Raw genomic sequence first — 25,619 nt, forward strand, 5'->3', positions numbered from 1 at the left:
CTTATTTCCCTCCTTTCTCAGTGTTTTTCTTTGTAGGAAGAATTTCTCCACGGTAAATCCACACTTTAACTCCTAGTTTTCCGTATGTTGTGTTTGCTTCTTCCCAAGCGTAGTCGATGTCGGCACGCAATGTATGAAGAGGAACTGTTCCTTCAGAGTATCCTTCTGAACGAGCGATATCCGCACCATTCAAACGACCAGATACTTGAGTTTTGATTCCTTTAGCGCCTGAACGCATTGTGCGTTGGATCGCTTGTTTTTGCGCACGACGGAAAGCAACACGGTTTTCTAATTGACGTGCAATACCTTCGCCGACTAATTTTGCATCTAAATCTGGTTTTTTGATTTCAACGATGTTGATGTGAACTCGTTTACCAGTTAATTTATTTAATTCTTTTCTTAGGCTTTCGACTTCAGAACCGCCCTTACCGATAACCATACCAGGTTTAGCAGTGTGAACTGAAATGTTTACGCGGTTTGCAGCGCGTTCGATTTCAACAGTTGACACAGCGGCATCAGCAAGTCTAGTTGCGATGAACTTACGGATTCTCAAATCTTCGTGTAGAAATTCAGCATACTCTTTTTCGGCATACCATTTAGCATCCCACTCACGGATGATGCCTACACGCATTCCAATAGGATTTACTTTTTGTCCCACTGATTATCCCTCCTTATTTTTCTGATACCACAACGGTAATATGACTTGTACGTTTGTTGATTGGTGAAGCTGAACCTTTTGCACGTGGACGGAAACGTTTCATTGTCGGTCCTTCGTTAACAAATGCTTCAGAAACTACCAAGTTTTCAACATCTAAGTCAAAGTTGTTTTCTGCGTTAGCAACTGCTGACATCATTACTTTTTCAATGATTCCTGCAGATTTGTTTGGTGTGAATTTCAAAATTGAAATTGCTTCTGCTACGCTTTTTCCTCTGATAAGATCGATTACTATACGTGCTTTACGAGGAGAAGTGCGAACTGTCTTCGCAATTGCTTTAGCTGATGTAATTTGTTCTGCCATGTTGATATCCTCCCCTCAGTATTAACGTTTTGTTTTCTTATCGTCAGCAGCATGCCCACGATATGTTCTTGATGGTGCAAATTCACCTAATTTATGTCCTACCATGTCTTCTTGGATGTAAACTGGTACATGTTTGCGTCCGTCATAAACAGCAATTGTAAATCCTACAAAGTTAGGGAAAATTGTTGAACGACGAGACCAAGTTTTAATAACTTTTTTCTTTTCAACACCTTGTTGCGCTTCGACCTTTTTCATCAAATGATCATCAGCGAAAGGTCCTTTTTTCAAACTACGACCCATGGTGTACCTCCTCTCAAAATATGCGACACATAGTCAAATTGATTATTTAGTCTTACGACGAATAATAAGCTTGTCTGATGCAGCTTTCTTATTACGTGTTTTGTAGCCCAATGCAGGTTGACCCCATGGAGATACCGGAGCTTTACGTCCGACTGGAGCTTTACCTTCACCACCACCGTGTGGGTGATCGTTAGGGTTCATTACGCTACCACGTACAGTTGGACGTTTGCGCATCCAACGAGAACGACCCGCTTTACCGATGTTAATCAATTCGTGTTGTTCGTTACCAACAGAACCGATAGTTGCACGGCAAGTAGCTAAGATCATACGAACTTCGCCAGAGTTTAAACGTACTAATACGTATTTTCCTTCTTTACCAAGTACTTGAGCACTTGTACCAGCTGAACGGATTAATTGTCCGCCTTTGCCTGGTTTCATTTCAACGTTGTGGATAACAGTACCAACTGGAATGTTTTCAAGTGGTAATGTATTTCCGATTTTGATATCTGCATCTGTTCCAGATACGACTGTCATGCCAACTTCTAAGCCTTTAGGGGCTAAGATATAAGCTTTCACTCCGTCTGTATAATGAACTAATGCAATGTTTGCTGAACGGTTTGGATCGTATTCGATCGTTTTAACTGTAGCAACCACGTTATCTTTGTTACGTTTGAAGTCGATAACACGGTATTGACGTTTATGTCCGCCACCTTGATGACGTACAGTGATGCGACCGTTGTTGTTACGACCGGCATTGTTTTTTAATGGCTCTAACAACGTTTTTTCAGGTGTTGAAGTTGTGATTTCAGCGAAATCAGAACTTGTCATATTACGACGGCCATTTGTGGTTGGTTTATACTTCTTAATCGCCACGTCTGTTTCCCTCCTGTATTAATCGCTAATCTTGTGCTTATTCAGCAGCGTCGAAAAGCTGGATTTCTTTTGAGTCTTCAGTTAAAGTCACAACAGCTTTGCGACGTTTTTTAGTGAAGCCTTGGTATTTACCCATACGTTTTGCTTTTGGTTTAGCATTCATAATGTTTACGTTTTTAACTTTTACGTCAAACGCAGCTTCAACCGCTTGTTTAACTAAAGTTTTATTCGCGCGAGTGTCCACTTCGAAAGTATATTTCTTTTCATCCATGTCTAACATCGATTTTTCAGTGATCACTGGGCGTTGGATTACGTCTAGTAAGTTCATTATGCAAGCACCTCCTCAATTTGAGTAAGAGCAGTTTGCGTTGCTAAGATTTTATCATTAGCGACTACATCTAATACAGTAACGTTGTTTGAAGTAGTTACAGTTACGTTTGACAAGTTACGAGCAGCTAAGCCTGCAACTTCGTTTTCTGTTTCCAATACAACCAATACTTTAGAATCAATTGACAAGCCAGTAAGAACTTGTTTGAATTCTTTTGTTTTAGGAGCTTCAAAGCTTAACGCTTCAACAGCAACTAAGTTATTTTCCGCAACTTTTTCTGATAAAACAGATTTGATTGCTAAGCGACGAACTTTTTTAGGAAGTTTGTAGCTGTATGAACGTGGTGTAGGTCCGAAGACGATACCACCTCCACGCCATTGTGGTGAACGGATAGAACCTTGACGAGCACGTCCAGTTCCTTTTTGACGCCATGGTTTGCGGCCACCGCCACGAACTGCGCTACGATTTTTCACAGCGTGTGTTCCTTGTCTTAATGAAGCACGTTGCATCACGATTGCATCGTATACAACACTTTCATTAGGTTCGATTCCGAAGATTTCTTCATTTAAAGTGATGTCACCGTTTTGAGTTCCATCTTGTTTGAATAATGCTACAGTTGGCATTCCTTAGTTCCTCCTTTCCTATAACGAATTATTTAGCCTTTACAGCTGATTTGATAGTGATTAAAGATTTTTTAGCGCCTGGTACGTTGCCTTTAACTAAGATAACGTTACGTTCAGCGTCAACACGAACAACTTCAAGGTTTTGAATTGTTACGCGATCGCCACCCATACGGCCAGCTAATTTTTTATTTTTAAATACACGGTTTGGTGCAACAGGACCCATAGATCCAGGACGACGGTGGTAACGAGAACCGTGAGCCATTGGGCCGCGGCTTTGTCCGTGACGTTTGATAACGCCTTGGAATCCTTTACCTTTAGTCGTTCCGGTAACATCAATGATGTCTCCAGCTTGGAAAGTATCAACTTTCACTTCTTTACCTACTTCATAGTCTCCTAGCTCAACATCTTTGAATTCTCGAATGAAGCGCTTAGGAGCCGTGTTTGCTTTTGCAACATGACCTTTCGCAGGTTTGTTAGACAAAACTTCACGCATATCTTGGTAACCTAATTGAACTGCTTCGTAACCATCGTTTTCCATTGTTTTCACTTGTAAAACAACGTTTGGAGTAGCTTCGATTACAGTAACTGGAATAAGTTCGCCAGATTCAGTGAAGATTTGTGTCATTCCCACTTTTTTCCCTAAGATTCCTTTGGTCATGATTACACCTCCATCTTCTTATTATAGTTTGATTTCAATATTCACACCTGATGGTAAGTCAAGCTTCATTAAAGCATCGACTGTCTTCGGTGTTGGGTTCACAATGTCGATTAGACGTTTGTGAGTCCGCATTTCGAATTGTTCGCGTGAATCTTTGTATTTATGAGTCGCACGAATAACTGTGTAAAGACTGCGTTCAGTTGGTAATGGAATTGGACCAGATACACTAGCTCCAGTTCTTTTTGCAGTTTCCACGATTTTATCCGCTGATTGATCTAAAATACCATGTTCATACGCTTTTAAACGGATACGAATTTTTTGTTTTGCCATCTTGTTCCCTCCTTCGCCTATTTTAAAAGTAGACATAGCTCCACGAAAATCTCCGTCACGCTCGTTCGTGGCAAAGCGTCCGGGCGTGTCGCAACCTCTCGTTTCAAAGCCGGCGGATTCTTTTATGAACCCCCCAGTGTGTTTCACACTTCTGTAAACAGCACCTTTATGATTATATAATAGGAGGTCTACGATTGCAAGGATTTTCTAGTCAAAATCTGATTTTTCCTGTTGTTTTCAGAAAACAACGCTAAACAAAATTATTTTCCTTCTATATAAATAAGCAACTTATTCCATCTTTTGCAATTGTTGAAAAAATTTTTTCGCGAACGTATGCGCATCTCCTGGCCAACGAGCAGAAAGATAATTCCGATCCTCTACGACTAGCGCCGGTGACTCATCTGTTTCAGAATCTCTTCCTAATGAAAACTTTCCCGTGTGGAATTGCGTTGAGGATCTTAGAGCCGATTTCACTTCCGCTTCCACCGTCACGGGATAGGTTCGGTAATAATCCTTCAGCCATAAAGCTGTTAAATAATATGCCCCCATTTCCTGATTCTTCAACAGCCCAGTCGTTTGATACTCATACAGAACGGAACGTTTCGTTTGCTGATCCGTTGCCCGCGCTGCCAAAACAGTACCATGACAAATTGCACCAACTAATTTTTGGTACGCAAAAAATTCTGCGACCTTCCCTTGTAAAACGCTCGATTCCAAATACGTCTTCATTCCTTTATCGTGACCACCGGGTAATAAAATCGCCGTATACTTTTCCGTAGCAATCGCCGTGTATTGAATCGGTTGCTGGAAAGCACTGCCCCTAACCATTTCTCGATATGCAGCGATTGCTTCCGGCGCTGCCATCAAGAATTTTTTGAAGGGTCCGAAACCTTTGCCTGTAATCAATCGTTCATCCGTTACCGCGGGCTTCCCATCTGGCGTGGCAAAAACAATCTTCACGCCTCGTTCAGACAAATATTTCCACGGTATCGACGCTTCCGTTGGGTCAAAGCCATAGCGAGGTAATGGTATAAGAATCATTTTATTTCTCTCCTTAAAAAAACTTTCCTCTATCCTACTAAATTAATCAAAGGCTATAAACGAATCTTCTTCACAATAACCCATTTAAAAAATTACCACTTAATAAAAAAAGAGTCATCGGCAAGCCGATGACTCTTTACGTATGAGCACAATTTAACTGTAAGGTTGATTAAGCTTGGATTGTAGATACAACGCCTGAACCAACAGTACGTCCGCCTTCACGAATAGAGAAACGAGTTCCGTCTTCGATCGCGATTGGGTGGATTAATTCAACTTCCATAGTTACGTTATCACCAGGCATTACCATTTCAGTACCTTCTGGTAGATCAACGACACCAGTTACGTCAGTTGTACGGAAGTAGAACTGAGGACGGTAGTTAGTGAAGAAAGGAGTGTGACGTCCGCCTTCTTCTTTCGTTAAAACGTAAACTTCTGCAGAGAATTTTGTATGTGGAGTGATTGAAGCTGGTTTAGCTAATACTTGTCCACGTTGGATGTCTTCACGTGCAACACCACGTAATAATGCACCGATGTTATCGCCTGCTTCAGCGTAGTCTAACAATTTACGGAACATTTCAACACCTGTAACAGTTGTTTTAGCAGTTGCTTCAGCAATACCTACGATTTCAACTTCATCGCCGACGCGAACTTGTCCACGTTCAACACGACCAGTTGCAACAGTACCACGACCAGTGATTGAGAATACGTCTTCGACTGGCATCATGAATGGTTTGTCAGTATCACGAACTGGTGTTGGGATATATTCGTCAACAGCAGCCATTAATTCTAAGATTTTTTCTTCGTATGAAGGGTCGCCTTCTAAGGCTTTCAAAGCTGAACCAGCGATAACTGGAGTGTCGTCGCCTGGGAAGTCGTATTCTGACAATAAGTCACGAACTTCCATTTCAACTAATTCTAGTAATTCTTCGTCATCAACCATATCCATTTTGTTTAAGAATACAACGATGTAAGGAACACCAACGTTACGAGATAACAAGATGTGTTCACGTGTTTGAGGCATAGGGCCATCAGCAGCAGAAACGACTAAGATCGCTCCGTCCATTTGAGCGGCACCAGTGATCATGTTTTTAACGTAGTCCGCGTGTCCTGGGCAGTCAACGTGAGCATAGTGACGGTTTTCTGTTTCGTATTCTACGTGAGCAGTGTTGATAGTGATTCCGCGTTCGCGTTCTTCAGGTGCTCCGTCGATTTGAGCGTAATCCATTGCTTCCGCTCCGCCTTGTTTAGCAAGTACAGTTGTAATTGCAGCAGTTAAAGTTGTTTTACCATGGTCAACGTGTCCGATAGTACCAATGTTTACATGGGGTTTTGAACGGTCAAATTTTTCTTTAGCCATTTAAAATGTTCCTCCTGAATTGAGTTAGTTTTTTATCTGATAAGTCCGTGCCGCTATTAGCGACACGACCCTATATCATCAGTAAGTAATTTTACATGAATTCCCACTAAAAATATAGATGCTTTAGTAGAAATTCAATCAAAATTCATTTACCTTTTAAGAATTATTCAGCTTTTCCGCCGTTTTTCTTAATAATTTCTTCTTGTACTGATTTCGGTACATCTTCATAGTGGTCAAAGACCATCATGAATGTTCCGCGTCCTTGAGTAGAAGAACGAAGCGTTGTTGCATAACCAAACATTTCAGCTAACGGTACAATAGCGTTAACGATTTGTGAGTTACCATGCGCTTCCATTCCTTCAACACGTCCACGACGAGCAGTTACGTGACCCATAACATCACCTAAGTAATCTTCTGGAACAGTAATCGTCACTTTCATCATTGGTTCAAGGATTGCAGGTTTCGCTTTCTTCGCAGCAGCACGTAGCGCCATAGACGCAGCCACACGGAAGGCCGTTTCATTTGAATCGACATCATGGTATGAACCATCATAAAGTTTTGCCTTAATATCAACTAATGGATAGCCAGCTAAGACACCATTAGCCATTGCGTCTTCTAATCCTTTTTCAACTGCTGGGATGTATTCACGAGGAACCACACCACCGACAATTGCATTTTCGAATTCGAAGCCAGCACCTTCTTCGTTTGGCGTAAATTCGACCCATACGTGACCGTATTGACCTTTACCACCAGACTGACGTACAAACTTACCTTCTGCATTTGTCGCAGCACGGAATGTTTCACGATAAGATACTTGCGGCGCGCCGACGTTAGCATCGACTTTAAATTCACGACGCATACGGTCAACTAAGACGTCTAAGTGAAGTTCACCCATACCAGCGATAACAGTTTCGCCAGTTTCAACGTTTGTTTCAACGCGGAATGAAGGATCTTCTTCAGCAAGTTTTTGTAAAGCAATACCCATTTTATCTTGGTCAGCTTTTGATTTAGGTTCAACAGCAACTTCGATAACTGGATCAGGGAATTCGATTGATTCTAAGATAACTGGCGCTTTTTCATCACAAAGTGTATCCCCAGTTGTTGTATCTTTCAAACCAACAGCTGCTGCGATATCTCCAGAGTAAACCGTTTCGATTTCTTTACGAGTATTCGCGTGCATTTGTAGGATACGTCCGATACGTTCGCGTTTGCCTTTAGAAGCATTTAACACGTATGAACCAGAGTTCAAGACACCTGAATAAACACGGAAGAATGTTAGACGACCTACGAATGGGTCAGTCATAACTTTAAACGCTAGTGATGAGAATGGTGCTGAATCATCAGCTGGACGTTCTGTTTCTTCGTCTGTTTTAGGGTTGAAACCTTGGATTGCTTTAACGTCAGTTGGTGCTGGAAGATAGTCGATGACTGCATCCAACATCAATTGAACACCTTTGTTTTTGAAGGCTGATCCACATAGAACTGGGTAAAAGTCTACAGATAGAGTAGCATTACGGATACCTGCTTTTAATTCTTCTTCAGTGATTTCTTCACCTTCCAAGAATTTCATCATTAGGTCTTCATCAGTATCAGCAACTGCTTCTACTAATTTTTCGCGCCATTCTTCTGCTTGTTCTTTATACTCTTCAGGAATTTCAGTCTCTTGGATTTCAGTTCCTAAGTCGTTTGTGTAGATTTCAGCTTTCATTTTAACTAAGTCGATAATCCCAGTGAAGTCATCTTCAGCACCAATTGGTAATTGGATTGGATGAGCATTCGCTTGTAGACGATCATGTAAAGTGCTTACTGAATAAAGGAAGTCCGCACCGATTTTATCCATTTTATTACAGAATACGATACGTGGAACTTGGTATTCTGTTGCTTGACGCCAAACAGTTTCTGTTTGTGGTTCCACACCTGATTGTGAGTCCAAAACAGTTACCGCACCATCAAGTACACGTAATGAACGTTGAACTTCGATTGTGAAGTCCACGTGTCCTGGGGTATCAATGATGTTTACGCGGTGACCCTTCCATTGTGCAGTTGTCGCAGCAGAAGTGATCGTAATCCCACGTTCTTGTTCTTGTTCCATCCAGTCCATTTGAGAAGCCCCTTCGTGGGTTTCACCAATTTTATGGATTTTACCAGTGTAGTACAAGATACGCTCAGTCGCTGTCGTTTTACCTGCATCGACATGGGCCATGATCCCGATATTACGTGTATTGTCTAGAGAAAATTCTCTTGCCATTTCTTAGTTTGCTCCTCTCTTAAATTAAATGTAGTACAGTTGAGTCTTTTTTTGCCGGCCAAAGCCGGCAAAAAAATCTTACCAACGATAATGAGCAAATGCACGGTTGGCTTCCGCCATTTTGTGTGTATCTTCGCGTTTTTTAACAGAAGCTCCAGTGTTGTTTGCAGCATCCATCAATTCTTTTGCTAAACGTTCTTCCATTGTGTGTTCGCCGCGTAAACGAGCGTAGTTCACAACCCAACGTAAGCCTAAAGTAGTACGACGTTCTGGACGTACTTCAACTGGTACTTGATAGTTCGAACCCCCAACACGGCGAGCTTTAACTTCTAGTACAGGCATGATGTTTTCCATTGCTTGTTCGAAAACTTCCAATGGATCATTTCCTGTTGATTCTTTGATTGTATTAAAAGCGCTGTATACGATATTTGTAGCAGTACCACGTTTTCCGTCAACCATTACACGGTTGATCAAACGAGTTACTAGCTTAGAGTTATACATAGGATCTGGCAAAACGTCGCGTTTTGCAATCATTCCTTTACGAGTCATACGTAACTCCTCCTTCCGAAAATATGTCTTTATCTATTCGTTTGATTTAAGCTTTAGGTTTTTTAGTACCGTATTTAGAACGGCTTTGTTTACGATCGTTAACACCGGCAGTATCTAGTGCACCACGAACGATATGGTAACGTACCCCTGGTAAGTCTTTTACACGACCACCACGTAAAAGAACAACACTATGTTCTTGTAGGTTATGACCGATCCCTGGGATATAAGCTGTTACTTCGATTAAGTTTGACAAACGAACACGAGCATATTTACGTAACGCTGAGTTAGGTTTTTTAGGTGTCATAGTCCCCACACGTGTACAAACTCCACGTTTTTGTGGTGAGTTCACGTTTGTTTGAGCTTTTTTAAAGCTGTTATATCCTTTGTTCAATGCTGGTGAATTTGATTTTTCCACCTTTGATTTACGAGGTTTACGTACTAATTGATTAATTGTAGGCATTCCTTGTTTCCTCCTTCCTCGATTCACTGTCTAGTACCACACATCCTGGTGGTTCTTTTTCAGCGATAAAAAATAATGCATCCCTGCATTCTCTATCAAGCGTACTTCGACACAGTCAGCACGTCTCATTTGAGAGACCTGTTCACAAAGCACCTTTGATAGCATACCACGGTTAGTTTTAGCTGTCAACAAACTCTAAAGACTTTTTTCTCACAAATAAATTTTTTCCTTCCTCTCTTTTCTTTTTAATAAAATAAGAAAATTTTTATTCCCTTTACTTTGTGTAGAAAAATGCGTTTAAACAGCGGAATAAAGAGGTTCCATCTTTTTAGTTATTTATACTGAAAAGGCTATCTTTTTCTTTTTTTTGCGATTACAATAAACGTAAACTTATTAGAAGGTGGGATATTTCAATGAATTTGAAAGAATTGGTTGGTATTGAAGCAGCAACGTATGTCAAAGATGGTATGATCGTGGGGCTGGGGACAGGGTCGACAGCATACTATTTCGTAAAAGAATTAGGACGGAGAGTTAAAGAGGAAAACTTGCAGATCACAGGGGTGGTTACTTCTACTCGAACTGAAGAACAAGCAAAAGAGCTGGGCATTCCATTAAAAGCCATCGATGAAGTGGAATCTGTAGACTTAACCGTCGACGGCGCTGACGAAATCAGCGAAGACTTTCAAGGAATTAAAGGTGGTGGCGCAGCATTACTCTTTGAAAAAGTAGTGGCTACCTATTCTAAAGAATGTATCTGGATCGTAGACGAAAGTAAAATGGTCAATAAGCTGGGGGCTTTCCCATTACCAGTGGAGGTCGTGCCTTTCGGTAGTCATAATCTCTTCCGCCTATTTGAAGCAAAAGGTTACCATCCTACATGGCGCAAAACAGATGACGGAGAAATTTTATTAACTGACGGCGGCCATCATATTATCGATTTTCATTTAGAGGTGATTGAAGACCCTCGTGCATTAGCCGACGAACTGGACAACTATGTCGGTGTTGTTGAGCACGGTTTATTTATTGACATGATTTCACGCGTGATCGTGGGCACCCCGGAAGGACCAAAAACACTAGAAGTCCCTACTCGATAATCTGAAAAATCGTTTTTTATGACAACGACCAGGTTCATATTTTTGGTCAGATAATTTGTAAATCTTCCCTAATTAATCGAAAAGACACGCGATTTAATGGAAATCTCGCAAAAAAAATTGTACAATGATTCAGGAATTGAAAATTTCAGAAATTTCAAAAGGAGAGAATAATATGCCAAAATTAGTTTTTTCTCGTCACGGCTTAAGTGAATGGAACAAATTGAACCAATTTACTGGCTGGGCAGACGTTGATTTGGCTCCAGAAGGTGTCGAAGAAGCAAAAGAAGGCGGCCGTAAAATCAAAGAAGCAGGAATTGAATTTGATGTAGCTTATACCTCTGTTTTAACTCGTGCGATCAAAACGTGTGACTACATTTTAGAATACTCTAACCAACTTTGGGTACCAACAATCAAATCTTGGCGCTTAAACGAACGTCACTACGGTAAATTACAAGGATTGAACAAAAAAGAAACCGCTGAAAAATACGGTGACGAACAAGTTCACATCTGGCGCCGTTCATACGACGTATTGCCTCCATTGATGGAAGCAACTGACGAAGGTTCAGCAGCTCAAGACCGTCGTTATTCAATGTTAGACCCTCGCGACATTCCTGGTGGCGAAAACTTGAAAGTTACTTTGGAACGCGCATTGCCTTTCTGGCAAGACGAAATCGCTCCTGCCTTGAAAGATGGCAAAACAGTTTTAGTTGCTGCTCACGGTAACTCATTACGTGCATTAGCGAAACACATCGAAGGCATTTCTGATGATGATATCATGGACTTAGAAATCCCAACAGGTCAACCATTAGTTTATGACTTGAACGATGACTTAACTGTTGCTAAAAAATACTACTTATAAAATTTTTCCGGCTCAGAGATGAGTCGGTTTTTTTATTTGATCGTATTCAAAAGCTGGCGTGACTATTTTTTTGTGCTAGAATAGAAATGTACTTTATTTACGATTTGCGGTCGTGGCGGAATTGGCAGACGCGCTAGCTTCAGGCGCTAGTGGTAGCAATACCGTGGAAGTTCGAGTCTTCTCGGCCGCATTCTAAAAATGCTAGAAAAAAGGTGCCTCGGAAATGATTCTCGAGGCACCCTTTTTTGCGTAAAAAGAAACGTCCGACAAAAGCTGTCAAACCTTCTCTTTTATTCATGATTTAAAAAACTAGCGACTTTAGTTGCAATCAAGTCAATCGCTACGTGATTTTCGCCGCCTTCTGGCACGATGATATCTGAATAGCGTTTGGTTGGTTCGATAAACTGGTGGTACATCGGTTTGACAACGGTCAAATATTGTTCGATGACTGACTCTAATGTCCGTCCTCGTTCGTTCATATCCCGTTTGATCCGACGAATGATTCGAATGTCATCGTCCGTATCAACGTAAATTTTAATATCCATCATATCCCGCAAGCGTTCATCTTCCAAAATCAAAATTCCTTCTAGAATAATCACTTCTTTGGGTTCTTGAACATACACTTCATTACTGCGAGTGTGGGCTACGTAATCGTAGATCGGCACTTCTACCGATTGATAATTAGTTAATTCTTTTAAGTGGTCAATCAGTAAATCCGTATCAAAAGCAAAAGGATGATCGTAATTTGTTGATAGACGTTCTTCAAAGCTGATATCGCTTTGGTCTTTATAATAAGAATCGTGCTCCAACATCATAATCGAATGATTAGGAAACCGATTGTAAATCGCACGGCTGACACTTGTTTTTCCACTTCCAGATCCGCCCGTTACACCAATAATGATCGGCTTGTTTTTCATGCAAATAAAACCTCTTTCGTTTTTCATTAGTCCTATTATAGCGAAACACAGTCAAATTACTATCAAAATATCAAAAATCTTCTAAAATCTGATAAAGGTCGGTTAATTCTCTAATCTGATACGTTGGTTCGATGATCGTCGCCGTTTTTTGCGCAGGATTCATCCAAATCGTATCGATTCCCGCCACTTGTCCACCCTTTATATCTGATGTTAAGGAATCACCAATGATCACGGTCTTATCTTTATTGATTTGAGGGATCTCAGCAAATACTTGATCGAAAAATTCCTTCATCGGTTTATGCACACCCATCTCCTCAGAAATAAAGAACTTTTTAAAATAAGGGGCCAATCCAGATTTTTCCAACCGTTGATGCTGTGTGACCGAGACGCCGTTAGTCACAATATACAGCGCTTCTGTTTGGCTTAATCGCTGAACGACTTCCAAACTATTCTCCATCAGCTGGTGGCCTTGATTTAAGTACTGGCGATAGCGTGCTTCTGTTTTCGGACCATCGACCGCTCGTTCATATTGTTCAAAAAATAATCGAAAACGATTGTCTAACAAATCCTGCCGCGAAAGGAGCCCCGCCTCATGGTCCCGCCAAAAGCCTTGGTTCATTTCTTTATACGCATTTTTGACAGCCAACGAAGGTTCCACACCCATGTCTTGGAATAGCCAGCTCAATGCTTGTTCTTCCGCTGCTTTAAAATCTAATAAGGTATCATCAATATCAAATAAAATTGTTTCGTATCGCATAAACAAACCTTCTATCTAAAATATTTTTTTAATCGTTGTAATTCTGATTCTGTTAACCCACGATACTCTCCTGCCGCAAGTTCCGGTGGCAAACGTAAAGGACCCATTGCCACGCGGGATAGCGCCGTCACTTTTTTACCACAGGCTAAGAACATTTTTTTGACTTGGTGGAACTTGCCCTCTTGAATGGTTAAACGAACGCGGGACTCATTCGCCTCTGCAGACAAAATCTCCAAGTTCGCAGGCTGACAAACGATCCCCCCATGAAAAACAATTCCTTGTGCAAAGGCGGCTACATCCTCAGCCGTCACTTTTTCATTCACAGTGGCGAGATAGGTCTTTTGAACCTTTGACCCCGGCTGCAAAAGAGCATAGCCTAACTGGCCATTATCTGTTAATAATAATAAACCAGTCGTATCGCGATCTAGTCGGCCTACCGGATATAAATCCGCTGGCCGTTCATGTTCCGCGACTAATTCAGTAACTGTCTGAAACCGCGCGTCCTTTTTGGCAGTGACTACCCCTGCCGGTTTATTCAATAAATAATAGACATGCTTGGTTTGAAGTTGCTGGCCAGCGACTTCAATCTTGTGCAGTTGACTATCCACATTCCGCTGAGGATTCATTTCCAGCTGATCATCAATCAAAACTTTTCTACTTAAAAAAAGTCGTTTCATTTCTTTGCGGCTCGTGTGTAATTGTTCTTCAATTAATTTATCTAAACGCATGGCTAAACTCCTTCAAACATATCGGCTTTATTATACAGAAATTTCCCAGCTATCTCAGCTAAAAGGAACGATTTTTCCAAAATTAGTAACACGGGAGCTGATTGTTTTAAATGCATGGCTGGATCGATTTTTTAAAAAAACTTTCTTAACTAAAAGATACGTAGTTAAATCCCCTAACCACAAGGCGCAATCCTATTCTCTAACTCATATAAAAGAAGCCAAACATTTTTTTCGAACCCCTCTCGCTTGCTTTTTAATGACAGAAGTCCTAGAATTTAATTATGCAAGTCAGAGATTTGCATTAAAAATTAAGTGAATCGACACGTTACGTGTCAAAGGTTTCTCATACACAGCGTAATGACCTGGTAGAGAAAGTTGAACTTAGACTTTTTTGGGGCAGCTGCGTAAACAGCTGTCCTTTTGCGTATTTTTACGTAAAGCCATCGTGCTGAGAATAACCCATCACTTGAATAAAACCTGTCTGGTCAACCACAGACAGTCACATTTTAAGGAGGAATTTGGTTATGGCAGTATCATTGAAAGTAGAAGAAAGAGCAACACGTCCCCGTTCCCTACGCAACAAATTGCGTCACGAAGGAAAGGTTCCCGCAGTCGTAAATGGCTACAAGGTCGAAAGTACACCGATCGCCGTCGACGAACGTGAATTCTCAAAATTACTTCGGGAAAACGGAACAAACACTGTATTCGCTTTTGAACTTGGTGGCAAGAAAGTCAACGCCTTATTGCGTGATGCCCAAACAGATACCTTTACTCGTCATTTAACACATATCGAGTTATTATCTGTTAACCTTTCTGAAGAAACAGAAGCTGAAACAGAACTTAACTTAGTTGGTGACGCTGCTGGGGTAAAAGCAGGCGGTATCTTAACACAAACACTTTACACCGTAACGATTTCTGCAACACCAGAAAAATTACCAGAAGGAATCGACGTAGATATCTCTGGTTTAGAAATCGGCGACTCTATTTCAATCGGCGATCTTCCTAAAAACGCGGACTACACAGTCGTAACAGATGCTGAAGAACAAATCGCATCGATCCAAGAAGCGCAAGAAGTTCCTGAAGAAGAACCTGCAGCTGAAGGTGCTGAACCAGAAGTAATTGGTGAAGACGCAGCAGAATAACGAATGAATGAGGCGGGCAATCATTTGCTACGCCTCTTTTTATTTTCCACAGCCCTCTTCATATGAAGAAAGTTTTTTAGTTTTTCAGATTCCAAGTACTATGAGTGGTCTTTTTTGGTAAAAAGAATTACAATAAGTCACTACAAGCTTACTTTAAGTTATACTATAAGTAAGTGATTCCAACTAAAGGAGGAAAAATCTATGTTTGAAACTTTTGATTCAAAAAAAAGTCGGTATGCCTCTGTCGGTGTGGTGTCCAGCTTGCCCGGCGAGCTGATAGATAGTATCTGGTATATCATTGACTTAGACTTGAAGGGCTTGATCCCATTAGACAACATGTTAAGTTTTGATTTAATCAACAATAATGGTCGGGTCACGATGCACTTCTCGCAAGAAGACAATGATGTTGAAATGGGGATTGATTTGCCGTTTGGTTTTTCTAATGAATTTCCACAAGAAGTCTATGCATATGATGATGGCAGTCGCCAAACCATTTTATTACCAAGTGAAATTCGTCAACGCTAATACAGAAGGCAACCTTTTCTTAAGGGTTGTCTCTTTTTTTTACTTTTTCGAATCAGACTCTTGCTTTCAGAAAATTTTGTGGTAATATCAAGCAGAAAATTTATTTAGAAAGCAGGAAAATAATGAAAGAATTGACTCACGGAAATCCAGCAAAATTGATCTTATTGTTTACATTGCCCTTATTTGTCGGAAATGTTTTTCAGCAATTTTACAGTATGGTGGATATGCTTGTCGTTGGTCAGACATTAGGTAAAGATGCTTTGGCTGCTGTCGGTGCTACTGGGAGCGTTAGCTTCTTGATTATCGGGTTCGCCCAAGGTCTGACTTCCGGATTGTCCATCATTACGGCTCAACGCTTTGGCGCAAAAGATGCGCAGGGTGTTCGGAAAAGTTTTGCTACGTCCATTGTGATCGGTCTGGGTGTCACAGTTATTCTGACGACCTTAAGCTTGATTTTCTTACGTCCCTTGTTGCTTTTGATGCAAACACCCCCTGAATTGTTGAAGCCCGCCCAAGAGTTTATCTCTGTTCTATTAGCTGGGATCTTCGCTTCCATGAGCTTCAATCTTTTATCTAATATGGTACGCGCTTTAGGTGATAGCCGGACACCGTTAGTTTTCTTAGCATCCGCAGTTGTTGTCAACGTTATTTTGGATTTGGTTTTTATCATTCACTTCCATATGGGGGTTGCTGGTGCTGGTTACGCTACTGTCATTGCTCAAGTTTTTGCTAGTTTATTATGTGTTTGGTTCATTCGTCGGAAAATTCCGTTGTTGCAAATCAGCCGCAAACATTTTTCTTTTGATAAAGAAGATTTCCAAATCCATTTAAAAGCGGCATTACCTATGGGCTTCCAATCTTCAATCATCGCTATTGGTGCCGTTGTTTTACAATCTGCCCTTAATACATTAGGAACGGATGTAGTTGCTGCCCAAGCAGCTGCCAGTCGGATCGATCAATTTGCGGTACTACCTATGATGTCCTTCGGAATTACTATGGCCACTTTTACCGCACAAAACCTGGGTGCTAAAAAATATGGCCGAATCATCCAAGGGGTGAAGCAAGGCTTACTAATGAGTGGTGCCTTTAGCATTCTAGCTGGGGTACTCGTGATCACTTGCGGCCGAGCCTTTGTTTCTTTGTTCGTCGCTCCAAGTGAGACGCATGTCTTTGAATTGGCGCAAACGTATTTCAATATCAATGGCTCGCTTTACTGGGTCTTGGCCGGTCTTTTCATTTTGCGCTATACTTTGCAAGGCTTAGGTCAAGCAAAGATTCCAACGATTGCTGGCATGATGGAATTGATTATGCGTTCCTTTGCAGCGATTATTTTGACTCATTCCTTTGGTTTTGCCGGTGCAGCTTTTGCTTCACCCCTAGCTTGGATTGGTTCAGTCGCTGTCTTATTAGCTTCTTACTTCAAAGCGATGCGCCAATTAAAACAATTAGATCAACAGCAACAAATAATCGAAACTTCAGAAATTGGTTTAGAGCACTAATCAAAAAGACGAAACTCCCGATAGATGGGAATTTCGTCTTTTTTTATAGCTATGTCATTCTTTCTGCCAAAGCAGCAAAATCAATTGTTGGCTCATTTGCGTTTGTTTGATCAAAAGCTCGTAGCAGCATTTTCGCTTGCTCATCTAATTCATTGGCCGACTTTTTCTTAAAAGCCGCGACCATCGGTTTGATGACCAATTTATGTTTCAGTGCCAACCCATCGTAATTCACTTTCCCTTGCAAATGATAGCAGCCTCGCAAGGAAATTTTTTTCTCCGCCACCTTCGCCGCAATCGGCTGATGAATCCCCGCCACTAACTCTTCACTACGCGCATCCGTCATCCCAACGGTCACGACTGTCAGCTCATTTCTTTCTGGAGCTAAAACCTGCAAGACTTTTTTCAGTCCGGTCATCCGTCCGGCATACACCGAACCAACAAAAATCACATGTGCTTCGGGCAGCTCCTTTGGTAAGTGTCGGCTATCGATCACAGAATCACCAGTAATCGTCGCCAGTTGCTCCGCATATTGCTTACTCGTACCATATTGTGTCCCATAAATAATTAGCGCCATCTCGTCGTCTCCTTTTTGTCTAAGCTCCATTCAATTGCTGATCGTTACTTCTCGCTTCGCAAACAATCCAGATAGTTGCCTTTTTATCTAGTGTACCCCATCGTTCCATTACTTCCAAAATTTACTATCTTTGAAGCTTTTCTACAAAGAAGGACATGTGACAGAAGGCGTCGTTATTTCTCGCAACAACAAAAAGAACTTATTCAAAAATAACAACGAATTATTTATTTTTCCCTACATTAAACAAATAGATACCTTCCGCTGGAAATGCCTGTTTTAGGATCGGCAACTGCAATTTCTCAAGGCTTTTTTTCATTACTTGGGAGGGGATACGATGCCCGCCATTTACGTGAACTTCTTCTTCAAATTCCAAAATTATCAATTGTCCATCTGGTTTGATAATCCGTGTTAATTCCTTCAAAGCCTCCTGAAATGGGTCTACTTCATGGATCATCATAGAAACGATAGCTACGTCCACAGAGTTATCCGGCAGCTCAATTTTTTTAATATCCCCACTCATGCGTGTGATGTTTTCCAAGTGTTGCTCCACTGCTCTTTTTTCGATCAACTCTAACATTTTTTCTGACTGATCAAAGGCAATGACTCGCTCAGCTTGTTTCGCGAGTGGCATTGTTAAAAATCCTGTTCCTGCTCCACCATCAAAAATTGTCTTTCCTGTTAAGTCAGGCAAATAACTTAAAATTGTCTCAGCAGGTAATTGTTTTTCGCGCTCTTCACTATCCAAATTAGCTACCATTCGGTTAAAATTATCCTCATTTTCTAAATGGTGGTGGCCATGCGGATGCTTTGTCATTAAAAATCATTCCTTTTCAATTATTTGTTTATTCATCCCAACTAGTATTGAAGCTAGTTATCTCCTTTACTTACAAAAAAAGTTGTTCCCTTATAGATCAGAAAGCTGATTGAGTTTCACTGAGGAAAAATAGGACCACATTTCATTTTCGCCTTCGTTGATAATTCGACCAATCGGACAGCTTTGTTGATTATTCACCAAACAGTTGACTTCATCAGGTAACCCATCAACCGCACGGATGATGTCCAAAAATGAAATCTCTATAGGATCTCGTTTTAGACAGTAACCACCTTTTACTCCTGACACTGAAGAGACCAAACTTGCTTTGGCTAGTTGAGTCAAAATTTTAGACAAGTAAGAAGACGATACTTCAAATTTATTCGCCAAGTCATGAATGCTAAGATTATTTTCAAGTTGATCGTTTTGGGCAAAATAGACCATGACATGTAAACCCATATTGGCAGCTTTAGTAAATTTCATCATTACTCTCCTAGCTATTATAGATATTATCTATCTATAATAGCTAAATAGAAAATGACTGTCCATACGAACAATGTCTACTCTAAAATCCGGATGCTTGGATCCGTTTTTTGCTAAAAAAATAGAGGTATGGCACTTTGCTGCCATACCTCCTTAGTTATAAATAACTCGTCAAGAAACTCCCTTTTCAGAAACAAACCAAAATTCTGAAGCTAAACATGGTTGTCACGTTCCCATCAAATAGAGGGTTGCTTTCGTTCTTTTAGCCAGGTTTTGCGGGTTTCACCGACAATTAATGGGACCGTCTCATAAGTTACTTCACTGTATTCAATGCCGAACCAGCGTTCCGGAGAAACAGTATGATGTTTAATTGCCAACCGTGCCTGCATCACTTGCCGATCCCATTTTGCCAATTTCGTAGTATTTGAAAGTTCTTCTTGGATCATTACGAAACGGAAATCACCGACTTGGCGTCCTGGTGTCAATGAATAATGTTGCGGCTGTTTTGGCAACCGACCTTCTTTCATCAGATCATGAATGATTTGCCGCAAATAAACATTCACATCTTGTGCGATTCGGAACCCTAGATACAATTTTACCTTCACGATAAAATCAGTTCCCATCATATCCACGCTGTATTCTTCGGTGTAAGGCTCATCGGTTACCTCCACATTGACGAACCAATACGCCTTCGCTCGTTTCAAGCGTTTGTCCAAAATCGAATAAATAAATTGCTGCGGAATCTCGTCTCCTTCCAAACGTGGAACTAAAAAGACGACATTGGTTTGATAATAAGGAATCTTATCATCCTCATGAAGCTCCTGTAGCTGTGGTAAATAGTCCTTAAAGCGCACATCTTGACTAGCGTTTTCTTGCACACGATTGCTACGATGCCAAATATACATCACCGCAAGAATTAGCAACGCCATCGCCACAGCCACAAACCCGCCATGGAAAAATTTGGTAATACTTGAGACAAAGAAGAAGCCTTCTAACGTACCGAAAAAGACTAGCATCACCGTTGCTAAAACTCTCGGAGTCCCTGTTTGTAATAAATAATGATACAACAAGAACGTCGTCATTAACATCGTCACTGTAATTGACAGACCATACGCCGCCTCCATATGGCTAGACGTGCGGAACGTCAAGACGATTAATGAACATGCGCCCCATAGGATCAGATTGATTGCCGGGATATACATTTGACCGATACTTTTTCCCGGATACATGATCCGCATTCTTGGTAATAATTTCAATTTGATTGCTTCAGAAACTAAGGTAAAAGAACCAGAAATCAACGCTTGTGATGCAATTACCGCAGCAACTGTCGCAAACGACACGCCAAAGATCATCCAACCATCGGGTAAAATTTGGAAGAAAGGATTCAGATTTTCGATTCCTTCAATCGACGGATTGCCTTTTGAATGTAAGATCCACGCAGCTTGTCCCGCGTAATTTAACATCAAACACATTAAGACATACGGCCAGCTGAAATGAATATTTTTTTTGCCGACATGCCCCAGATCAGAATACAAAGCCTCAGCACCGGTCGTCGCTAGGAAAATACTGCCTAAAATAAAGATTCCCATTTTATTATCGGGGTTGAATAATAAGTGTACGGCATAATAAGGATTGATCGCTTTGATCACACTGAAGTCATAGGGAATATTCAATAGTCCCATCAAGCCTAAAAAAGTGAACCACAAGAACATGATTGGACCAAAAGCCTTACCGACAAAATCGGTCCCAAAACGTTGAATCAAAAATAACAAGAGCAAGATGACCAATGTGATAACCACGATAATGTTTTGATTATTGCCAAACTCTTGATAAAAATCAGGAATGCCGCGCAGACCTTCAATGGCAGTGGTTACTGTCACAGCTGGGGTCAATACACCGTCAGCAAGTAATGCCGCGCCGCCGATCATAGCTGGAATAATCAAATACTTGCCGCCTTTTCTGACTAAAGTATACAACGAGAAAATCCCGCCTTCACCATGATTATCCGCCCGTAAAGCGATCAATACATATTTGACCGTCGTCAACAACATGACTGTCCAAAAAACTAACGATACTGCTCCTAAAACGAAATCATTGGTAACCGTACTGATTCCGCCGTTTTCTTCCAAGATCGCCTTCATTACATACAAAGGACTCGTTCCGATGTCGCCATAAACCACGCCCATCGCGATCAACAAGCCTGCCGCTGATAATTTCTTTGTATGACTCTTTTTCTTTTCCATTACACACGCTCCTATGCTGATCGATAATCAAAAAAAATTCAAAAAATTTGTTGAATAATTGCTAAAGCTAAAGAATTACTATTGGTCAATGTAGCGTTGTCGGCGAAAAGTCGGAGTGATAGCACCTCTATTTCAAGGAGTTTATTTCCCCAAAAACAGCAAAAACAAACCTATCCTTGCCCTGCGATGGAACTCTGAACATAACGAGAATATCAATTTTTAACAACATGTATTCTCAGTATCGTCGACATAGCATTCTGCCAAACTGTCTATCTCATATTTCTAGCCAATAAACTTATCGTCGTAACCAAGCATGCTACGAAAAGCAGAACTGACAAAAACAAGACCTGAACAACAGTTTTCACTATTGTTTAGGTCTTGCAAATTGTCCGGTAGACCAGTACACAGCAAATGATGTTGATCTAAAAGCATAGAGCGGACTCTATGTTGCTACTCTCCTAAAACTTAACCGTATTATCCGGTTTAGAGAGCTATTTGTCAAAGAAAAACGTCATTGAGCGAATTATTTTTCTTCTTTTTTGGTTTCTTCTTCTTTTAGCATTGCTTTACGAGAAGCATTGACCCGGCCTTGACGGTCGATTTCTGTCACTTTTACAAGTACTTCATCGCCTAATTTAACCACGTCTTCCACTTTATTCACACGTTCGTTTGCTAATTGAGAAATGTGAACCAATGCGTCTTTTCCTTTAATCAAGTTAACAAATGCGCCAAATTTTTCGATTCGGACAACTTTACCTAAGTAAACTTCGCCGACTTTAACTTCTTTGGTCAATTCTTCAATGATCTTGATGGCTTTCTTGATCATCTCTGCATCAGAAGAAGCGATGCTGACATTGCCGTCTTGATCGATGTCAATTTTCACGCCAGTTTCTTCGATGATACCATTGATGGTATCGCCGCCTTTACCGATAACTGTTTTGATCTTATCTGGATCGATTTGGATCATTTCAATCTTCGGAGCATATGGGCTTAATTCTTCACGAGGTGCCGCGATTGTATCTGTTAAGACTTCAAGGATTTCCATCCGCGCTTGTTTTGCTTGTGTTAGGGCTTCAGAAAGAATTTGTTCTGTGATTCCTTGGATTTTAATATCCATTTGCAACGCAGTGATTCCGTCTTTTGTTCCGGCAACTTTAAAGTCCATATCGCCAAGGTGGTCTTCAAGACCTTGAATATCCGTTAAGATTGTGTAGTTTTCCCCGTCAGAGACAAGTCCCATTGCAATCCCTGCAACAGGTGCTTTAATTGGCACACCCGCGTCCATCAATGCCAACGTTCCGGCACAGATACTTGCTTGCGAAGATGACCCGTTAGATTCTAAAACTTCGGCTACTAAACGAATTGTGTAAGGGAAGTCTTCTTCACTTGGAATAATTTGTGCCAACGCACGTTCACCTAATGCTCCGTGTCCAATTTCACGACGACCAGGAGAACCTGCGCGTCCCGTTGAACCCACAGAGAATTGTGGGAAATTATAATGATGGATGAATCGTTTGCTTTCAACGGTTCCAAGGCCATCAATGATTTGATGTTCACCTAAAGGAGCTAACGTACAAGCAGACAAAGCTTGCGTTTGTCCCCGCGTAAATAAACCTGAACCGTGAACTCGTGGCAATAAGCCTGTTTCAGCGGCTAATGGACGAATTTCATCCAACTTACGGCCATCCGGACGAATCTTATCGATCGTGATCAATTCACGGACCACATCTTTTTCAAGATCTTCCGCGATTTGTTTTACTTCTTTCGTAATTTGAACTAAATCTTCTGTCTCGATGTTGGCAAATTTTTCTGCGTAAACTTCTTTGACCGTTTCTTTGACTTTTTGGATCTCGTCTTCACGAGCCAATTTGTCCATGGTCATTACGGCTGTTTTCATTGTTTGATAGTAGCCGTCAAAAATTTCTTTTTTAAGCTCAGGATTCACTTGCAACAATTTGATTTCCATTTTTTCTTTGCCAAGAGCGGCAACGATTTCTTCTTGGAAAGCAACTAATTCTTTGATTGCGTCAAAGCCGAATAGCAAAGCGCCTAGCATATCTTCTTCAGAAACTTCTTTCGCACCAGATTCCACCATGTTGATGGCTTGTTTGGTTCCGGCAACTGTCAAGTCGATATCTGATTGGGCATGTTGTTCCACGGTTGGGTTCAAGACATATTCCCCATTCACGCGACCAACATCAACACCAGCGATTGGGCCTTCGAATGGGATATCAGAGATTGATAACGCCAATGAAGAACCAAACATCGCTGCCATTGATGGCGAGCAATCTTGTTCCACACTCATTACAACGTTGGTTACTTGAACTTCGTTACGGAAGCCGTCTGCGAACATCGGACGGATTGGACGGTCGATCAAACGAGCCGTCAACGTTGCATCCGTACTTGGACGACCTTCACGTTTAATGAAGCCACCAGGAATTTTACCGACTGCGTACATTTTTTCTTCATAGTTGATGGTTAATGGGAAAAAGTCGAAATCTTTCGCTTCTTTTGAAGCAACTGCCGCACTTAATACAACAGTATCGCCGTAACGTACTAAAACAGCACCATTGGCTTGTTTGGCAAGTTGACCGATTTCAACTTGCAGAGGGCGTCCGCCCCAAGTGGTTTTGAAAACTTGTTTTTCTGACATAACTTCTCCTTTGCCCTTTGACCAGTGCGACGCTACTAAACAAATGGAAACAGCGAACATTTTTACTGGGATATTTAGCTACTTCCATTTGGTTAGTAGAGTGAACAACACGCCAATCAAAGGTGTTTTATTTGGTCTGAGTCAAGCTCAGATAATTCATACATTTTCACCGCGACTCTTTAAATTAAGCCGCTTATAATTTGAAACGGCGAAGATACTGAATCGCAGCTTGCTCGTTTTGTGGCAATCATTTTTCGAAAATCACGAAAAATGAGTTTATTCTCGCACGCATAACATTGCACGATACTGCCGAAACAATAGTTGATACTAACTTTCTTGCTTTTCTTCTTCACCAGACAAGCTGGAAAAAGCACAACTGTCAAAAAAAAGTGAGATTCCTAGGAACCTCACTTTCATAGTTGTACGAATTAACGACGTAGTCCTAGACGTTGGATTAATTCACGGTAACGTTGGATGTCAGTATTACGTAAGTAAGCTAACAAGTTACGACGATGTCCAATTTTTTTCATAAGGCCACGGTATGAATGGTGGTCTTTTTTGTGGATACGTGCATGCTCATTCAGTTGATTGATGTCTTCCGTTAATACAGCGATTTGTACTTCTGGAGAACCAGTATCTCCTTCATGGCGTGCAAAATCATTGATGATTTCGTTTTTACGTTCTTTTGAGATTGCCATGTTTTTCACCTCTTTCTGATTTTTTCCTATGACTGAGTAAAGCGTTGGTGAATCGCCCAACCAAGTGATAGGTGGTGTGCTGTGCACACTCTAACACTTTACTTGATTTGCTCTAAAAAATCAAGCTGTATAGCAATTTAAGCGAGTCTTTTATAATCATTACAATTTTTTTAAGGAATGAATTTGAAAAAAACAGTTTTTGTACCTGATTTACTTTTTGTGTTAAACTTACGTGATGAAATCATGTCTTGAGAGGAGTTTTTTTTAATGATCACAATGGATGATATTATTCGGGAAGGCCATCCGACCTTGCGGGCTGTCGCCAAAGAAGTCCCGATTCCTCCAGTTGCTGAAGACGTGGAACTTGGAAAAGAAATGCTGCAGTTTCTTAAAAATAGTCAAGATCCCGAGAAAGCAGAAGAACTACATTTACGCGGTGGTGTCGGTTTAGCGGCGCCCCAATTAGATATTTCAAAACGGATCATCGCTGTCCATGTGCCTAGCATCGATCCGGAAAAACCAGAGAGCGGCATTAGCACCGTGATGTACAATCCAAAAATTTTGAGCCATTCTGTTCAAGAAGCTTGTCTAGGTGAAGGTGAAGGCTGTTTATCCGTGGATCGCGAAGTTCCTGGCTACGTCGTGCGAGCAGCTCGAATCACGGTTTCTTATTTCGACGCAGAAGGTGAAAAACACAAGATTCGCTTGAAGAATTATAATGCTATCGTCGTTCAACATGAGATCGATCATATCAATGGCATCATGTTCTACGATCACATCGATGAAAAAAATCCATTGAAGTTAAAAGATGGCGTCTTGGTCATTGATTAACTAGAAAGCTTAAAACCGT

Annotated in this window: 28 protein-coding genes and 1 tRNA gene; 7 read left to right on the plus strand and 22 right to left on the minus strand. The window is 41.0% G+C overall.

Annotated features, from left to right (window positions below):
* Window position 1 precedes the first annotated feature (1 nt).
* The 13 genes from rpsC to rpsL form a co-directional block, all read right to left on the minus strand.
* Window positions 2-658 carry a 30S ribosomal protein S3 gene (gene rpsC, locus FFM67_RS02665; RefSeq protein ID WP_071861724.1) on the minus strand — a complete coding sequence of 219 codons (657 nt, stop codon included), beginning with the start codon at window positions 656-658 and terminating at the stop codon, window positions 2-4.
* A 13-nt stretch (window positions 659-671) separates the two neighbouring features.
* Window positions 672-1,019, minus strand: a complete 348-nt coding sequence (gene rplV, locus FFM67_RS02670; RefSeq protein WP_137613100.1) for a 50S ribosomal protein L22 — start codon at window positions 1,017-1,019, stop codon at window positions 672-674.
* Window positions 1,020-1,040: 21 nt separating this feature from the next.
* Window positions 1,041-1,319, minus strand: coding sequence for a 30S ribosomal protein S19 (rpsS, locus tag FFM67_RS02675; protein WP_137613101.1), 279 nt, complete (start codon window positions 1,317-1,319; stop codon window positions 1,041-1,043).
* Between the two features lie 42 nt (window positions 1,320-1,361).
* Window positions 1,362-2,192 (minus strand): 50S ribosomal protein L2, encoded by an 831-nt coding sequence (rplB, locus tag FFM67_RS02680; RefSeq protein ID WP_071861726.1) that lies wholly within the window; start codon window positions 2,190-2,192, stop codon window positions 1,362-1,364.
* Window positions 2,193-2,229: 37 nt separating this feature from the next.
* Complete coding sequence (locus tag FFM67_RS02685; RefSeq protein WP_071861727.1) at window positions 2,230-2,520, minus strand: 50S ribosomal protein L23; 291 nt, start codon at window positions 2,518-2,520, stop codon at window positions 2,230-2,232.
* Window positions 2,520-3,143, minus strand: a complete 624-nt coding sequence (gene rplD, locus FFM67_RS02690; protein ID WP_137613102.1) for a 50S ribosomal protein L4 — start codon at window positions 3,141-3,143, stop codon at window positions 2,520-2,522. Before rplD ends, FFM67_RS02685 begins: the two co-directional genes overlap by 1 nt.
* Window positions 3,144-3,171: 28 nt before the next feature.
* The gene (gene rplC / locus FFM67_RS02695; RefSeq protein WP_071861729.1) at window positions 3,172-3,801 is read right to left on the minus strand and encodes a 50S ribosomal protein L3; all 630 of its coding nucleotides are present in this window, start codon (window positions 3,799-3,801) and stop codon (window positions 3,172-3,174) included.
* Window positions 3,802-3,822: 21 nt separating this feature from the next.
* Window positions 3,823-4,131 carry a 30S ribosomal protein S10 gene (gene rpsJ / locus FFM67_RS02700; RefSeq protein WP_010756438.1) on the minus strand — a complete coding sequence of 103 codons (309 nt, stop codon included), beginning with the start codon at window positions 4,129-4,131 and terminating at the stop codon, window positions 3,823-3,825.
* Between the two features lie 288 nt (window positions 4,132-4,419).
* A complete protein-coding gene (locus FFM67_RS02705) occupies window positions 4,420-5,172 on the minus strand; it encodes a type 1 glutamine amidotransferase domain-containing protein (protein ID WP_137613103.1) in 753 nt (250 codons plus the stop codon).
* Window positions 5,173-5,341: 169 nt separating this feature from the next.
* Window positions 5,342-6,529 (minus strand): elongation factor Tu, encoded by a 1,188-nt coding sequence (tuf, locus tag FFM67_RS02710; protein ID WP_137613104.1) that lies wholly within the window; start codon window positions 6,527-6,529, stop codon window positions 5,342-5,344.
* A 163-nt stretch (window positions 6,530-6,692) separates the two neighbouring features.
* Window positions 6,693-8,777, minus strand: a complete 2,085-nt coding sequence (gene fusA / locus FFM67_RS02715) for an elongation factor G (RefSeq protein ID WP_137613105.1) — start codon at window positions 8,775-8,777, stop codon at window positions 6,693-6,695.
* A gap of 78 nt (window positions 8,778-8,855) precedes the next feature.
* Window positions 8,856-9,326, minus strand: coding sequence for a 30S ribosomal protein S7 (rpsG, locus tag FFM67_RS02720; RefSeq protein ID WP_071861733.1), 471 nt, complete (start codon window positions 9,324-9,326; stop codon window positions 8,856-8,858).
* Between the two features lie 46 nt (window positions 9,327-9,372).
* Window positions 9,373-9,786: a 30S ribosomal protein S12 gene (rpsL, locus tag FFM67_RS02725; protein WP_010742744.1), complete on the minus strand. Its 414-nt coding sequence runs from the start codon at window positions 9,784-9,786 to the stop codon at window positions 9,373-9,375.
* A 413-nt stretch (window positions 9,787-10,199) separates the two neighbouring features.
* On the opposite strand from rpsL, the gene rpiA reads away from it, so the two are divergent.
* The 3 genes from rpiA to FFM67_RS02740 all read left to right on the plus strand — a co-directional run bounded on the left by rpiA (window position 10,200) and on the right by FFM67_RS02740 (window position 11,929).
* Entirely contained in the window at window positions 10,200-10,880 is a 681-nt protein-coding gene (gene rpiA / locus FFM67_RS02730) for a ribose-5-phosphate isomerase RpiA (protein WP_137613106.1), read from the plus strand.
* A gap of 172 nt (window positions 10,881-11,052) precedes the next feature.
* Complete coding sequence (gene gpmA / locus FFM67_RS02735) at window positions 11,053-11,739, plus strand: 2,3-diphosphoglycerate-dependent phosphoglycerate mutase (RefSeq protein ID WP_137613107.1); 687 nt, start codon at window positions 11,053-11,055, stop codon at window positions 11,737-11,739.
* Window positions 11,740-11,845: 106 nt separating this feature from the next.
* A tRNA-Leu gene (locus FFM67_RS02740) sits at window positions 11,846-11,929 on the plus strand.
* A gap of 100 nt (window positions 11,930-12,029) precedes the next feature.
* Here the strand turns inward: FFM67_RS02740 and udk are convergent.
* From udk to FFM67_RS02755, 3 genes are all read right to left on the minus strand, one after another.
* Window positions 12,030-12,656, minus strand: coding sequence for a uridine kinase (gene udk / locus FFM67_RS02745; protein ID WP_137613108.1), 627 nt, complete (start codon window positions 12,654-12,656; stop codon window positions 12,030-12,032).
* A 70-nt stretch (window positions 12,657-12,726) separates the two neighbouring features.
* The gene (locus FFM67_RS02750; RefSeq protein ID WP_137613109.1) at window positions 12,727-13,413 is read right to left on the minus strand and encodes a YjjG family noncanonical pyrimidine nucleotidase; all 687 of its coding nucleotides are present in this window, start codon (window positions 13,411-13,413) and stop codon (window positions 12,727-12,729) included.
* An 11-nt stretch (window positions 13,414-13,424) separates the two neighbouring features.
* The gene (locus FFM67_RS02755) at window positions 13,425-14,141 is read right to left on the minus strand and encodes a 16S rRNA pseudouridine(516) synthase (RefSeq protein WP_137613110.1); all 717 of its coding nucleotides are present in this window, start codon (window positions 14,139-14,141) and stop codon (window positions 13,425-13,427) included.
* 524 nt (window positions 14,142-14,665) lie between these two features.
* Between FFM67_RS02755 and FFM67_RS02760 the strand changes: the two genes are divergently transcribed.
* The 3 genes from FFM67_RS02760 to FFM67_RS02770 all read left to right on the plus strand — a co-directional run bounded on the left by FFM67_RS02760 (window position 14,666) and on the right by FFM67_RS02770 (window position 17,307).
* Window positions 14,666-15,283 (plus strand): 50S ribosomal protein L25/general stress protein Ctc, encoded by a 618-nt coding sequence (locus tag FFM67_RS02760; protein ID WP_137613111.1) that lies wholly within the window; start codon window positions 14,666-14,668, stop codon window positions 15,281-15,283.
* 201 nt (window positions 15,284-15,484) lie between these two features.
* Window positions 15,485-15,808: a DUF960 domain-containing protein gene (locus tag FFM67_RS02765; protein WP_137613112.1), complete on the plus strand. Its 324-nt coding sequence runs from the start codon at window positions 15,485-15,487 to the stop codon at window positions 15,806-15,808.
* Window positions 15,809-15,930: 122 nt separating this feature from the next.
* Window positions 15,931-17,307 carry an MATE family efflux transporter gene (locus FFM67_RS02770; RefSeq protein ID WP_137613113.1) on the plus strand — a complete coding sequence of 459 codons (1,377 nt, stop codon included), beginning with the start codon at window positions 15,931-15,933 and terminating at the stop codon, window positions 17,305-17,307.
* A 49-nt stretch (window positions 17,308-17,356) separates the two neighbouring features.
* Here the strand turns inward: FFM67_RS02770 and FFM67_RS02775 are convergent, their stop codons facing one another.
* The 6 genes from FFM67_RS02775 to rpsO all read right to left on the minus strand — a co-directional run bounded on the left by FFM67_RS02775 (window position 17,357) and on the right by rpsO (window position 24,769).
* Window positions 17,357-17,881, minus strand: coding sequence for a flavodoxin domain-containing protein (locus FFM67_RS02775; protein ID WP_170177979.1), 525 nt, complete (start codon window positions 17,879-17,881; stop codon window positions 17,357-17,359).
* Window positions 17,882-18,101: 220 nt separating this feature from the next.
* Window positions 18,102-18,695, minus strand: a complete 594-nt coding sequence (locus FFM67_RS02780) for a class I SAM-dependent methyltransferase (RefSeq protein WP_137613115.1) — start codon at window positions 18,693-18,695, stop codon at window positions 18,102-18,104.
* A 90-nt stretch (window positions 18,696-18,785) separates the two neighbouring features.
* Window positions 18,786-19,175 (minus strand): RrF2 family transcriptional regulator, encoded by a 390-nt coding sequence (locus tag FFM67_RS02785; protein ID WP_137613116.1) that lies wholly within the window; start codon window positions 19,173-19,175, stop codon window positions 18,786-18,788.
* 236 nt (window positions 19,176-19,411) lie between these two features.
* Complete coding sequence (locus FFM67_RS02790) at window positions 19,412-21,418, minus strand: KUP/HAK/KT family potassium transporter (RefSeq protein WP_137613117.1); 2,007 nt, start codon at window positions 21,416-21,418, stop codon at window positions 19,412-19,414.
* A gap of 523 nt (window positions 21,419-21,941) precedes the next feature.
* Window positions 21,942-24,071 (minus strand): polyribonucleotide nucleotidyltransferase, encoded by a 2,130-nt coding sequence (gene pnp / locus FFM67_RS02795; RefSeq protein ID WP_137613118.1) that lies wholly within the window; start codon window positions 24,069-24,071, stop codon window positions 21,942-21,944.
* 428 nt (window positions 24,072-24,499) lie between these two features.
* Entirely contained in the window at window positions 24,500-24,769 is a 270-nt protein-coding gene (gene rpsO / locus FFM67_RS02800) for a 30S ribosomal protein S15 (protein WP_071861745.1), read from the minus strand.
* A 267-nt stretch (window positions 24,770-25,036) separates the two neighbouring features.
* Here rpsO and def point away from each other — a divergent pair, with 267 nt between their 5' ends.
* Window positions 25,037-25,600 carry a peptide deformylase gene (gene def, locus FFM67_RS02805; RefSeq protein WP_071861746.1) on the plus strand — a complete coding sequence of 188 codons (564 nt, stop codon included), beginning with the start codon at window positions 25,037-25,039 and terminating at the stop codon, window positions 25,598-25,600.
* The last annotated feature ends 19 nt before the right edge of the window (window positions 25,601-25,619 follow it).

Origin of the sequence: Enterococcus viikkiensis (assembly GCF_005405345.1) — a bacterium.
Classification (GTDB): domain Bacteria; phylum Bacillota; class Bacilli; order Lactobacillales; family Enterococcaceae; genus Enterococcus_A; species Enterococcus_A viikkiensis.